Below are 13,941 nucleotides of genomic sequence, written 5' to 3'. Positions count from 1 at the left end.
AAAAAACGACAGTCAAGAACACCCCCAAATGCTGATCTGAGGCCTCTAATTTAGGTTCGGAATCGATACAACACCTTCTTCAAACTCGCCTTCACGACCGCTGGACAGTTCAAATTTGAAGCTGAAATCAGCTGCCTTGAACTTCACATCCCCGCCTTGTTTAAGGGTGATCGTGCCCGATATCGCCTGCATTATTTCCCCATCAATTACGCCGCCAACGCCAATCGGGGCGCCAATTTCACTAGCGGGGGAAACGGTAAACGTTCCGCTCTGGTCAGTATTGATATTGATAACGATCCATTCAGGTGATCCAGACTCCTTCGTCAGCCCTTTGATCTGATAAAGATCCGGGTGCAGTGTGACTTCGGTAGCCATAAATTTTCTTGCCGACTCACCCGGCCGCTGCAGCGTGCCTTTGAAGACAGACTCCGTGGGGGCCTTGATTCCGTTGGCAGTATCTTTCCCTATCGCCCTATCCTGCATGTTTGAATCCATGATCATTCTCTCGTGAGTACAGAATCATTTTTTGCCGATGCGGCATAAAAAACGGCCCCGTGTCGAGCCGCACAATCCTAACAATAGTGTCGCCCCGAGCACGAACAATACTGATTCGAAGCAGGTAGAAATTTAATTATTACGGATCGCTATAATCGCCAACCGGTATCGTTCAAATATCCCCCGAGCATTGTCACACTTGATATTGACTGAGCATGGGGCGGGTGCAAGTCAAATGAAAAAGAATTTTATTGCCATAATAACCCGACCTGCCCCTTGAACGAGAGTATACGCTTGCAAGATGAGTCAAGCGTCGACAACCGCATCACCGGTCTGTCAATGACCAGCTCCCCATATGAATTGCGCTATAACAGCTCTTTCGCCAGCGATTGACTCGCCAGTTTGCTGACACTGTCGAGGGCCAGGCGTAATGTTTCGGCATCAGTGCCGAGTTGGTCCGGTTCATAGCCGTGGTCATTCCCGGCAGTGAATGGCGATACGCCTGTGGCATGCTGCCAGACTCGTTCCGTTCCACGCTTCATCACGGCGTTTACTCTGACCACCGGATAAATCACGCTGCTGAAACCATGGGATATATGAAACCCCCAGTGATCAACCGTCAGCTGAATGTTTGCATCGGCGGTCGCGTCGTCGTCCACTACTTTCAGCGAGGATTTCTTGGCCAACTCTGCAACAAAATGCTGTTTCACAAGCTCACCCACATTGATGTTCTCGTTATCCACCCTCTCGACGATTTCTGCCTGCGGGGACGTTGAAAGCATATTCGCCACAGCAACCCCCAACGCGCCGCCGAATGCCATTCCAGTGTTTTGGGCGCGACCAAAATAACTGATGTTGCCAGGCTGCCATTGAACGGGAAGCACTTTTACCGTTTTGATTTGCGCTCGGTGCTCAGCCGAGAATTTCTGCCCGGCGCAGCCCGTGAGAACGAGCGCGCAGAAGAGAACAGCGATTATTTTTTTCACATTGATCCTTAATGTTTAACGTTTGAGTATTCGTCGGTAATGCATCCGTGCATTGCATTTTTTGGTGAGTTACCTCTCAATTTACCTTAAGAATAAGCCCTGCCTTTCTATTACTCGACACACGCCGCCATTACGAAAGCTGCCCAACCCTTATGAAGGCTTGGGTACAAATACAAACAGGGCTCCACTTACAGAACAGTCATGGATATATTTCCTCGCCCTATCCAAACTTCTCGCAAAAAACACAGCATCCAGCTCTCCAGTCTGTTGATCGCAGTACCAACTATCATACGTCTGCTCAGCAATCTCACCGACCAACTGATATACGTCACCACCCAGTACCGGAATGCCTAAAGCTTCAAACTCATCAATTATCCGAATGGCATCATTGCGCTCCAACGCCCAGTTTTTTATTCCCAGACGACCTAGATAAACACCACAACTCAGAATTGAATCAATCTGCAGAGACCAGATAAAACTCATTACTCACTTCCCCGATTCGGTTTGAAAAGACGATGATTGATTGCCCCATCCGGCTCTTTTATGAACTCGAACACTCCGTGCTTCCCACGATACTCACCTGGAATTTGCAGCATATCTCTTATGACTCCGTCCCCACCTGTTATTTTCGTTATCTGACCAGCTGTCTGGAAAGTTTTTACACTTTCTGGGAAGGCATGGAGATCACCTGTCTTGATCTGAGCTAGCACTTTACTGGTGTACTTGGTTCCTGCAAAAAAATCAGCCGCTACAGAGTTTTCTTTTCCACCATCAGACACTCCCTGCTCGTTTTTATAGCTCGCCTGAGGCCGGGGATCCGGACCTAAACCGTTCCCTACATCTCCCTCGGAGTGCTGATGGCTAGGGCGGCCCGGTGTTGTGGTTGCTGGCTTCGCCGTCGAGCTCCCGCCCCCGGCCCCCAGCATCACCGCGCCCAGTTCATTCCAGAACCGGCTGCCTTCTCCGTTTTTGATCGCGCCGAGTTCGCTGGCGATTTCCAGCCTTGCGGTCAGGTTCTCCTGTTGGAAGAACGCCGCGATGAGGGTGCCTTCCTGGATTTCGCCTTGGGCGTAAAGCTCTTTGGCGAGGGCCTGGAGCTTCAGGTCGTCGGCTTCGAGCTGCGCGGAGATCTGTCGGCAGGTGTCTGGCGAGGTTTTGCAGAGGTTGGCGAGCGCGGCGTTTTTGTCTTCGTTCTGCTGCGCGTATTTCTCGTGAATCTGGCGCTTTTCAGCGTCGGTTTTGCTGGTGGCCAGTTCGCCGTGCATGGCCTCCAGGTCTTTGTGCAGGAGGTAGTTGTACTCCGTCGCGTTCTTTGCCACCCAAACCCCTTGCTGGAGTTTTTCGGCGTCGGTGTCTTTTTGGGCGGCGGCGGCGAGGAGGCCGATCATTTGGCTGCTGAGGGTGAGCAGCGCCTCATTGCCCTGTACGAGGCCGTCGAGGTGGCCGACGAGGGCTTCGTTAGCGCCAGCGGCGAGGGCACCGGTTTTGAAGTCGCCGCCGGTGGCTTTGCCCAGCAGGCCGCCGACCATGGCGTGGATAGCGACTTTGCTGGCGCTGCCGGTTTCGAGGGTGCCGGTGGTGTAGTCGCCGACGAGGTTGAAACTGGCAGCAGCGAGGGTGTTGAACAGCGCGCCCTTGAGACCGTCGCTGACGTTCCCGCCTTGCCCCAGTGCCTTGGCGAGCGCGGCTGAGGTGACGTTTTGCAGGGATTGGTTGGCGGCGAACTGGCCAATGCCCTGCCAGGTGTTGAGGGCGGGGCCGGTGACTTTCCCGGTGACGGGGTCGGTGTGGGTGCCGGTCCACTCGTTGAACAGACCTGACGTCAGGCCAGCGGTGAGACCTGCCACAGCGTAATTTTTAAGGCTGTCAGACGCCGTGACATCCTTGAACACTGCGCCGAGGTTGCCGCGATTGTTCACGGCCGAAACGGCGGCCGTCGTGCTGGCACTGGTCGCAACGGCACCTGCGGCCGCGGCAACACTCGCGGCAGCCCCGGCTTCGGCGACGGCGGCAAACGCAGCAGGCCCCACCGCCCATGCCATCAGAATCGCAATGGCAATCTGCGCCGCAGGCCCCAGCCCCGAGTTGTCGTATTTGAACGACTCGTGGATCTCGGCGACCTGCCGCCAATCCACATCCCCGCGCGCCTCGGCCGCTTTGAGCCAGGCCAGTTGCGGGTCGGCCGCCACCATGGCGTCGATGGTCTGACCGACGCTTTGCCGATCGACGCGTTGCACATCGATCTTGAGGCCCTGCACGGCGTTGATGACCACTGCGCCTTTGGCGGTCAGCTCGCTCTGGCGAAGGGTTTCGTCGGTGCGGCCCTCGCCTTTCATGCTGAACCAAGCGAGGTCGCTCTTGCTCTTGGCGTGGCTTTCCTGATGCAGGTCCTTGACCGCTTCGAAGGTCACTGCCCCGCCGCTGTCGAGGGTCAGGTTGCCGCCTGCGTCGAGCGTCGTCCGCTGGTAGCGCTGATCGCCGCCGCTGACGAGGCTGAGGTTTCCACCCGCCTTGATGCCGCTGCCGACGTGGGTGACGTTGGTGACTTCGTCGCGCTGGCTTTTCTTGGCGCCCCAGCCGCCGTTCTCCTGCATGTCGTACAGGGTCGATGTGCTGTTTTGCGCGGCGCTCAGGTCGAGTCGTCCACCGCTGTGAATCTGGACGTCGCGGCCCGCTTCTATCTGGCTGGCGATCAGCGTGGTGTCGCCAGCAGCGGTTGAGTGAACGTCCTGACCGGCCAGCAGCAGGCTGCCGACCTGGGTCTGGCGCTCATCGCGTTCGGTGATGCGTGTGTGGCCGTCCTTGCTGCGGGTTTCCACGCTGTGGACGTCGGCAGCGGAAGCAACCGTGACGTCGCGACCGGCGGTGAGTGTGAGGTCGTTGGCGGCGCTGGCCTGGCTGGCGACGACGTTGATGTCGCGCCCTGCGGTCAGGTTGAGGTGGCCGCCCGATTCGAGCGTGGAGGCAAGGTTTTCGATGTCGGTGCGGACCGTGTGGCGATGACCGCCGTCCGCGAGGTCATGTCGCTCACGCGCGCTGACCGTGGCGAGCAGATTGATGTCGCGACCGGCATGGAGACTCGCATCGGTGGCCGCTTTGATCGCGCCGCGATTGCTGATGTCTTGCCCCGCGATCAGCGAAAGACCGGCGTTGGCTTGAATGACGCCAGGCCCATCGATGACAGTGCGAACGCCTGCGCCGTCGCGAACCTGAATCGCGGTGCGGTCGTTGACGATGTCGCCGCTGATGGCCAAGAGGCTGACGTCGCTGCCACGGATTTCCCCGGCCATGGCATTGCGGATGCTGTCTTGGGCCAGCAGTGTCAGGTGCTCGCCCGCCTCGACGAGCCCGCCTTGGTAGAGGCTACCACCGGCGCTGGCGGCAAGATTTTCCTGGCCTCTTAACGTGCCGGTGTTCAGTAAATCACCGCCGCTGAGCAACTCAACGTCGCGTCCCTGAATCAGCGCGTTGCCACGCACATTGCGCTTCTCGGCATCCGCCGGGTACAGCACCGGCACCAGCACGGTCTGGCCATCGACAACGCGGTTTTCCATCCAGACGATGTCGGTGGTGAGCGCAGCGACCTGCTCGGCAGACAGCCCCACGCCCACACTCAGCTTCAACGCTTCCTGACTCGCCGCAGCGTTGTTCATCAGGTAGCGAAACTGCGCTTCATCGCTGGTCAGATCATCCGAGAGAAAGCGCTGACCGGTGCGCGCCACCACGGCGTCACGAATCAAACGCGACTCGTAAAACCCGTCGCCCAGTCGACGCCACGCCCCGTCCGCGCTGTAGCCCAGCAGGCCGAGCAGGTAATCGGAACCGAGAAACTGGCCGAGGTCGGTGAGGATCGGGTTGCGCTCCACCAGATACCGGGCGCTCGGGTCCTGGCTCTTGATGAACAGACCGTAGTCACCTTGAGGCAGGCGAAAACCGCTGGCCGAGGTCGGGTCGAAACCTGCTGCATTGAGTACGTCGCCATCCGCAACGCGTTTGCTCAAATCGATGTCCACGGCACCGAGCGCGTCGTCGCCGACCTGCCCGGTCAACTGCGCAAGGGTGTTTTCCCGGACCGTACCGTTCTGCACGCTGTGGGCAACGTTGAGCGTCATCTTGCCGCCCGATTGCAGCGTCGCAGCGTAGGTCTCGCCGCTGTCGCGCCATTTGGTGACGTTGCTCAGTTCTTCGAATCGGTCGTCGCCGGAGCGTGCCTTGAGCAGTTCGAACCACGCCAGATCGAAATTTCCGGCGGCCAATGCGGCCTTGAACGCAGGGATGTCGATGAACTCCATCTGGTCCCAGTACGCGGTGTCGATCTGTCCCGGCGTGCCGATCTGCGTGACGTTTTCGCCGATGCGGGCACCCGCGCCGAGGTTGAGCAGGTGCTGTGCCGTGATGGTGAGATCAGCATTCGCGGCCATCAGGCTGTAGCGGTTTTCGACCCGATCAGCCTCGATGTTCATCGACTGCCCGGCGACCAGCCGCGCCGATGCCGAATCCTTGATGGCGCGCTCGACCCAGGTTTGCAGGATCGTGATCAGGCCGCGCTTGAAGCTGTCGTGGCCGCCGCAGTGCTGGCCGCAGACCCAGTCCAGATCACCCGCCACCAGCTCGCGGCCCAGCTCGAACTCGGCCTTGGCGTTTTCCACCCAAAGGGCTTTAAGCGAGAGATTGCCTTCGCTTTCAACCGTGCCGGAGCGGTTGCTGAAGGCCTCCGCAAATCCACCGTTCAGCCCGCTGAAATGGAGGCCTCCCTGGCTGTAGACGTCGCCATACAGATTGCTGAAACGCGGGCCGAGCAAGGCCATGTCGCCGCCGCTGAACAGCAAGCTGTCAGCGTGGTTGGCGATGCCGGTTTGCGCCTGAAGCGTCACCGCGCCCTGAGCGCCGACGGTGCCGTGGTTGTCGATCTGCGCAGCGTTGATCCGCAGGCTTTGGTTGGCGGTCAGGACACCGAGGTTATTGAGCAGACCGCTGAGCGTGAGCGTCGCGTCTCCCGCGCTGGCGAGGCGGCCACCGGTCTGCTGCAGATCGCCAGCGGACAGGGTCAGGCGTTGCAGCGTCTGAATCAGGCCGCTGTTGCGCAGGTCCCCAAGGAACGCGAGGTTGAGATCGCCGTCGCTCAGAATCTCGCCTGCGTTGTTCAAGCGTGCGGCCGACAGCGCCAAGCCATTGCCACTGAACAGGCGCTCTCCGGCATTCAACGTGAGATCGTGTTCGACGTCGAAGCGGGACGTGCCTGCGAATTGCACAACACCCAGCGCCGTCACCGAACCCAGCGCAAGATGGCTGTCGCCCAGGCCGTTGATCATTCCGCCGCTGTTGTCGAGTGCGGCGGCGCGCAGGCTGAAATCGCCGTTGGCTTCGAGAATCCCGCGTTGATTCAGCAGGAGTTCGCCAACCTTCAGGTCCAGCGTTCCACCCGCGACCTGACCCTCGCGGTTGTCGAAGGTCGAGCCCTCGAAACGCAGCGCGCCCTTGGCGAAGATCGAACCCGCCTGATTGAGCAGCGTATCGACGGACAGCACGAGGTCATCGACCAGACTTGTCAGTTGCCCGGCGGCCTCGCCCAGTCGCCCGTTGTCCAGCAGCACGGTCGACACCGAGACCTGACTTCCCGCAATCACCCCACCACGGTTGTCGAGACGGTCGCGGCTAACGACTCCAATCTGCTGACCGCGTAACGTGCCGCCTTGGTTGTCAACGCGCTCTGCATTGATCGTCAGGGTGCGCTCGGCCGCCAGGGTCTTGCGATTGCTCAGCGTCTTGCTGTTGATGGCAACATCGGTGGCGCGGATGTCGCCTTCGTTGTGAAGCTTCTGGGCAGTGATTGCGATCCGGTCACGCGCGGTGAGCGTGCTGTGATTCGTCACTTCCCCGGCACTGCGAATCTCGACGACGGGCGCGTTGACCCGCTCGCCTTCGAGAGCCACGTCCTGAGCCTGCATGCGAATCGCCGACGCCGCCGAGGCGTTGGCCAGGGTCAGATGGCCGTTCACGCCCAGGTGCAGATCCCCGGCGCTGGCGGCCACATCGCCTGCCAGACGGACGCCGACCCCGGCTTCGGTGCCCACCAATCGAATGGTGTTGGCGTACATCCCGCCGAGCGCCGAGGAGTCGATGGCGACTTGCGGCTTTTCACTGCCATCGTCGGGCAGCGCCTGGGCATCCAGGCTTTGCGCATCGACTCGATTACGACCGGCCACGACGTTGAGTTCGCGGGCGTTGATCTGCGCGTTGATCTTCACGGAGCGGGCTATGATGTCGAAGCGGTCCACCGCTGTTGCATCCAGCCCCGCGCCGTCCACCGCGACTTCGCCCTGTTCGACCTGAAAGCGCCCGACCGTGCCGCCTTCGATCACCGGCTTGCCTGTGGTCAACGTCGCGCGCGGGGTGTTGATGAAGCCGCAACCGCTGCACGTGATGCCGTGGGGGTTGGCGACGATGACGTGGGCTGCTTGCCCGGCGACTTCCGTGGCGCCACGCAACTGGCTCGGGTGATTGCCGGTGACTTCGTTGAGGATGACCCCGGCGGCCTGCCCGCGCAGATTGGGGTTGCCCAGAATCTGCCCCCCCAGTTGCGTGGACTGGATCGGGCCGGTGGCGTTGTTGAGGATCAGCCCCTCGGGGCCGACGTTGTAGTCCTGAAACTGATTGTGGGAAAGGCCCTGCGCGTTGGGCGCGGCGATGTTGACAATGGGCACGCCGTTGCCCGCCTGTTGCTGGCCGGGACCGCCCACGATGCCTTGGGCCTGTGCCCAGAGCGGTTGCCAGAACAACGCGTTGGCCAGAACCAGCGCCAGGCCGCGCTTGGGAAGACCGCAGAAACGGTCACGAGGGGTCAGCGCGGCCGAAGGCTGGCGCGCCAGAAAAAGCAGGTGGCGAAAATCCATGTTCAAAAAAATCCAGAGAAACGAATGCGGTTACAGGAAGAGGTTCAGGCGCAGGTAAACCGGCGTCTCGCGTTCGGCGAGGGCCTCGGGGCGTTCGAGGGAATGGGCAAATGTCAGGCTGAGCGAGGCATGTTCACCACCGGCGAACAGCTCGGTGGAATGCCCCGAAAGGCGACCATGCTGGCCGCCGTCAAACCCGCGATGCCGGATAACGCCCCGGTCATAGCCGAGGTTGATGCCGTAGCCGGAGACCATCGGGCGCAGCCAATCGACGTTCACGGGTCGGGTCCAGCGCAGGTCGTTGCGCCAGTAACCGCCGCCGTCGCCGGACAGGAATTGCTCTTTGTAGCCGCGCACTGATGATTCGCCACCAAGGCTCATGCGCTGCGGGCTGAACAGCACGTCCTGGCTGTACTGACCGGTGGCCATGCTGCTGAACATGAACGCCTCGCCTGCCAGCTGAAACGGCGCGAGCACGCTCAGCGTCGCGCCGTATTTGCGGTACCGCGACTGGGGTTGGCGATCGTCCGGGCGCGCAGGGTTATTCGGCGTCGTACGTTGCGCACCGAATGCACCGACGCCTTTTTGCATGCCCAACGACAGGTTGGTGAAGACCGAGCCGATGCGCCGTCCGTGACTAAGCCCCACTTGCAGTTCGCTCAGACGATGACTGCTGCCGAGCAGGCGACTGCCTTCGATATAGCTGTTACTGCGCAGATGAGAGACGCCCAGTTGCAGTGAGGTTTTGCCGACGCCATCGCGGTGCAATACGCGTTCGGCATGCACCTGATGACTGACCGTGTCCCCGGTCTGGGCGAAGGCAAAGTCATTCGCCTGAACGCGGGATCGATAGTGGCTGCGGCTCTGTGCGTAGCTGACGTTCCACCACTGATAGGGCAGTTCGTAATACAGCATCGAACTTTCAGAATGGCGATGGTGATCACTGACCGCATCTGCGCCGCTACGCAGATTGAGACGATCGGCGAGGCCCAGCGGATTGTCCCACTCCAGCCCCAAATCCCATTGCTGCTCGCCAGTGCTTTTTTGCCCGGCATTGCTGCGTGAGAGCTGCGCGCGCCACGGTTTCAGTGGCTCATTGAGCACGCGAACATCGCTGCCGCCCACCTGTTTGCCGGGCTTGAGTTCCAGTCGCGCCCGATTCGAAGGCAGGCGATTGAGTTGATCGACCAACTGTTCGAGCGTTCGCAAATCCAGGATTTCGCCGGCCTGACCCGGAAACCCCATGCGCAATTCCTGCGCAGTGAAAGCCCCCTGCTCTGCGCCCAACGCTTCCAACTGACCTTCGACGACTTGCACCGTCAGCGTCCCACTGGACAGGTCCTGCTCAGGCAGATACGCCCGGCTGGTGACCCACCCCCTGTTCAGGTAATGGTTTGTGACGCTACGGAGCAAGTCATCAAACCGCGGGGCGCCGAGACACTGACGATGAAAGGGCTCGACCAGCCGCTGTTGGTCCGCAACGCTCAAATGGGCCGCGCCTTTCAGCGTGATACGCCGAATGGGAAAACAAGCGCTGGAAGTCGGTTTTGACTGGCGTGTCGGCATAATGGCCGGCGTCTGCAAGTGCTGGAGTTCCTCCAGCTTGCGCCGCTGGTCCTCAAGCAGCCGCTCCTGCCGGTCGGTGATAACGCTTCGGTCGCCGGGGTTAGCGCCCGGTGCGGCATATGTCGTGCTGCTTAACCCTAAACCGGCAATGACCAGCCCGGCTCGCATCCAGATACCCAAGAAAAATGCCCCAAAAAATGAAGGCGCGAAGAGTGCGCGCGATCAGAGGGCATCTCGATCCAGAGAGGAATGGAAACACGTAGGACGATTTTTGAAGTTCCCGTAGGACTGTTCTGGCAGACGAACGGTTCAAAGGCCATGTTATTGGCGCCAATTTATGATCACCCGGAAATGCCGCCTGGTTTTTCTCAAAAAATTAACAACATTTTTTTGTAGTGGCCTATCGCTTTTTTGCACTAGTGGCACAGTTACATGCTGTCGCCGCAAGCCCCTTAATATAAAGGACTAAATCGAAAGTGCTATCAAAGTGCAATTACCCTCAAAAACGAACCTGTATCGAAAATTCTCGAAAAGAGGACGAGCGGCCAGGAACTTCTGGGGAAACCTCATGCTCCTACATCCCGTAACAATTCTCGTCCACCTTGTGAGACATCTCTTACATGGCATAAGGACAGATCTGGAAGTTACTAGTCAACGTAGTTAGACCCGTCGGTCTATGTGGTACGTGCAAGGAGAGAACGCACCAAACTAGTTGAAGTAGATCGAGCAAGCACCAATCGGGTGCTGTAAAGCCACTGACGAGCAGGACCATACTGAATCATGGCCAAAAACCCTGAGCCAGAGGCGCGGCAGCGACTCACAATCATCCGGTGGAGTGTTATGCCATATCCCAGATCGGGAACCCACATACATATGTATGGGTCACTCGACGCTTGTAACCTGTAATATTCGGGCCCGCCTTTAACACGACGCCGCCCCTATTAAATTCTGCCTGTGCTTGTGTCACGACATTAACTTGCCGTGCGGACGAGTGCGCGAAAGTTGAAAGACAGTACTTATATCCAGCCAACTAATGGCGTAAAAATCGAGGAGATTACGATGCATATCAGCATCTTTGGTTTGGGCTATGTCGGTGCAGTATGTGCTGGTTGCCTCTCGGCACGTGGTCATGATGTGGTCGGTGTGGATATCTCCAGCGCCAAGATCGACCTGATCAATCAGGGCAAGTCTCCAATCGTGGAACCGGGCTTGGGCGAGCTGCTGGAGAACGGGATCAAGACCGGCAAACTGCGCGGTACGACTGACTTCTCCGAAGCGATTCGTGCCACTGACCTGTCGATGATCTGTGTCGGCACGCCAAGCAAGAAAAACGGCGACCTGGAGCTGGATTTCATCGAGTCCGTCTGCCGCGAAATCGGTTTCGTGCTGCGTGAGAAAACCTCTCGCCACACCATCGTCGTGCGCAGCACCGTGCTGCCAGGCACCGTCGCCAATGTGGTCATCCCGATTCTGGAAGACTGCTCGGGCAAGAAGGCGGGTGTTGATTTCGGCGTCGCGGTGAACCCTGAGTTCCTGCGCGAAAGCACCGCGATCAAGGACTACGATCACCCACCGATGACCGTTATCGGTGAGTTCGACAAAGCCTCCGGCGACGTCCTGCAATCCCTGTACGAAGAACTCGACGCGCCGATCATCCGCAAGGACATCGCCGTTGCCGAGATGATCAAGTACACCTGCAACGTCTGGCACGCGACCAAGGTCACCTTCGCTAACGAAATCGGCAACATCGCCAAGGCGGTCGGCGTCGACGGTCGCGAAGTGATGGAAGTGGTCTGCCAGGACAAGTCCCTGAACCTGTCGCAGTACTACATGCGTCCAGGCTTCGCGTTCGGCGGCTCCTGCCTGCCAAAAGACGTGCGTGCCCTGACCTACCGCGCCAGCTCGCTGGACGTCGAAGCGCCACTGCTCAACTCCCTGATGCGCAGCAACGTTTCCCAGGTGCAGAACGCCTTCGACATCGTTGCGGCCACTGACAACCGCAAAGTGGCGCTGCTGGGCCTGAGCTTCAAGGCGGGCACCGACGACCTGCGCGAAAGCCCGCTGGTTGAACTGGCAGAAATGCTGATCGGTAAGGGTTTCGACCTGAGCATCTACGACGCCAACGTCGAGTACGCCCGTGTTCACGGCGCGAACAAAGAGTACATCGAGTCGAAAATCCCCCACGTTTCGTCCCTGCTCAACTCGGACTTCGACGCCGTGGTCGACAACTCTGACGTCATCATCCTCGGTAACCGTGACGAGCGTTTCCGCGCGCTGGCCAACAACGCCCCGGCCGGTAAAAAGGTCATCGACCTCGTCGGCTTCATGACCGGCGCCACCACCGAAAACGGCCAGACCGAAGGCATCTGCTGGTAAGAGCAGCGGCGAGCTGCAAGTTTCAAGCGACAAGCTAACGGCCAGCTCCAGGTCTCGAGTCCAGCGCATTTTGCCTGGGCTTGGGGCTTGAAGCTTGCGGCTTGCAACTGATTTAGGGATGCAGATTATGAACGGGCTAAGACACGGCTTTCTTCAAGCCGCCGGTTGGCTGTTTTACTTGTGTGTGTTGGCGGCCATTGCGATGGCACTGCCAGCGACATTGTTCGACTCCCAGTCGAAAGACTTTATTTTCCTGGTCGGTATCGTCGGTATCTGGCGCTACTCGATGGGCGCAACGCACTTTGTGCGCGGCATGATTTTTCTCTACATCGTTTATCCCCACCTGCGCCGCAAAGTTCGCAAGTTGGGCAAGGCAGCTGATCCGTCTCACGTGTTCCTGATGGTCACGAGTTTTCGTATCGACGCGCTGACCACCGCGCAGGTCTACAGCTCGGTCATCCAGGAAGCCATCGCCTGCGGCTACCCGACCACCGTCGTCTGCTCGCTGGTTGAGATGTCCGACGAGCTGCTGGTCAAATCGCTGTGGGCCAGGCACAACCCGCCTCCGCATGTGACCCTCGATTTCGTGCGCATCGCCGGGACCGGCAAACGCGATGGCCTGGCCTTCGGTTTCCGTGCCATCTCGCGCCACATGCCGGACGACCGTGCCGTCGTAGCCGTGATCGATGGTGACACCGTGCTGGCGGAGGGCGTGGTGAAGAAAACCGTCCCTTGGTTCCAGTTGTTCGGCAATGTCGGCGGCCTGACCACCAACGAATTCTGTGAAGTGCGCGGCGGCTACATCATGAGCGAGTGGCACAAGCTGCGCTTCGCCCAGCGCCACATCAACATGTGCTCGATGGCCCTGTCCAAACGCGTGCTGACCATGACCGGCCGGATGTCGGTGTTCCGCGCCACGGTCGTGACCGACCCCGACTTCATCGCCGACGTGGAAAGCGACTCGCTGCAACACTGGCGCCTGGGCCGCTTCAAGTTCCTGACCGGCGATGACAAGTCGAGCTGGTTCAGCCTGATGCGCCTCGGCTACGACACGTTCTACGTGCCGGATGCCGCCATTAACACGGTCGAGCACCCGCCCGAGAAGAGCTTCCTCAAGGCCAGCCGCAAGCTGATGTACCGCTGGTACGGCAACAACCTGCGTCAGAACTCTCGTGCACTGGGCCTGGGTGTTCGTCGCCTTGGCGTGTTCACCAGCATCGTGCTGTTCGACCAGCGCGTCTCGATGTGGACGTCGATCCTCGGCTTGACCGTCGCGATTCTGGCCAGCCTGAAATACGGCGTGAGCTTCCTGCTCGCTTACCTGCTCTGGATCGGCATCACCCGCCTGATCCTGACGCTGCTGCTGTCCTGCTCGGGACACGCCATTGGCCCGGCCTACCCCGCGATTCTTTATTACAACCAAATCGTCGGCGCGCTGATGAAGATCTACGTCTTCTTCCGCCTCGACCGCCAGTCCTGGACCCGCCAGGACACCAAACTGAGCCGCGACATGGCCAGCTTCCAGGGTTGGTTCAACACCTGGTCGTCTCGAACCATGACTTTCTCGGCTGGCAGCATCTTCGTTGCCGTGCTGCTGACAATGGTCTGACCGCACTAATGGATCA

General features: G+C 59.4%; 7 protein-coding genes. 2 read left to right on the top strand and 5 right to left on the bottom strand.

Annotated elements, in window-relative coordinates; all coding sequences use genetic code 11:
- Positions 1–45: 45 nt before the first annotated feature.
- From ACIQAL_RS24150 to ACIQAL_RS24130, 5 genes are all read right to left on the bottom strand, one after another.
- A complete protein-coding gene (locus ACIQAL_RS24150) occupies positions 46–495 on the bottom strand; it encodes a hypothetical protein (RefSeq protein WP_401150057.1) in 450 nt (149 codons plus the stop codon).
- 365 nt (positions 496–860) lie between these two features.
- Positions 861–1,481, bottom strand: a complete 621-nt coding sequence (locus ACIQAL_RS24145) for a hypothetical protein (RefSeq protein WP_401150055.1) — start codon at positions 1,479–1,481, stop codon at positions 861–863.
- Between the two features lie 150 nt (positions 1,482–1,631).
- The gene (gene imm40, locus ACIQAL_RS24140; protein ID WP_401150053.1) at positions 1,632–1,964 is read right to left on the bottom strand and encodes an Imm40 family immunity protein; all 333 of its coding nucleotides are present in this window, start codon (positions 1,962–1,964) and stop codon (positions 1,632–1,634) included.
- The gene (locus ACIQAL_RS24135; RefSeq protein ID WP_401150051.1) at positions 1,964–8,374 is read right to left on the bottom strand and encodes a DUF637 domain-containing protein; all 6,411 of its coding nucleotides are present in this window, start codon (positions 8,372–8,374) and stop codon (positions 1,964–1,966) included. The genes imm40 and ACIQAL_RS24135 overlap by 1 nt, the downstream gene beginning before the upstream one ends.
- A 30-nt stretch (positions 8,375–8,404) precedes the next feature.
- Positions 8,405–10,108 carry a ShlB/FhaC/HecB family hemolysin secretion/activation protein gene (locus ACIQAL_RS24130; RefSeq protein ID WP_401150149.1) on the bottom strand — a complete coding sequence of 568 codons (1,704 nt, stop codon included), beginning with the start codon at positions 10,106–10,108 and terminating at the stop codon, positions 8,405–8,407.
- A gap of 891 nt (positions 10,109–10,999) precedes the next feature.
- Between ACIQAL_RS24130 and ACIQAL_RS24125 the strand changes: the two genes are divergently transcribed.
- On the top strand, positions 11,000–12,316 hold the full coding sequence (locus ACIQAL_RS24125; protein WP_166597146.1) for a nucleotide sugar dehydrogenase: 1,317 nt from the start codon (positions 11,000–11,002) through the stop codon (positions 12,314–12,316).
- A gap of 127 nt (positions 12,317–12,443) precedes the next feature.
- Positions 12,444–13,925 (top strand): mannuronan synthase, encoded by a 1,482-nt coding sequence (gene alg8 / locus ACIQAL_RS24120; protein WP_401150049.1) that lies wholly within the window; start codon positions 12,444–12,446, stop codon positions 13,923–13,925.
- Positions 13,926–13,941 lie beyond the last annotated feature (16 nt).

This window comes from Pseudomonas sp. NPDC088368 (assembly GCF_044753445.1).
Lineage (GTDB): Bacteria > Pseudomonadota > Gammaproteobacteria > Pseudomonadales > Pseudomonadaceae > Aquipseudomonas > Aquipseudomonas bambusae.
Note: the sequence above shows the minus strand (reverse complement) of the source record. Positions and strands in the feature narration are given on the sequence as shown.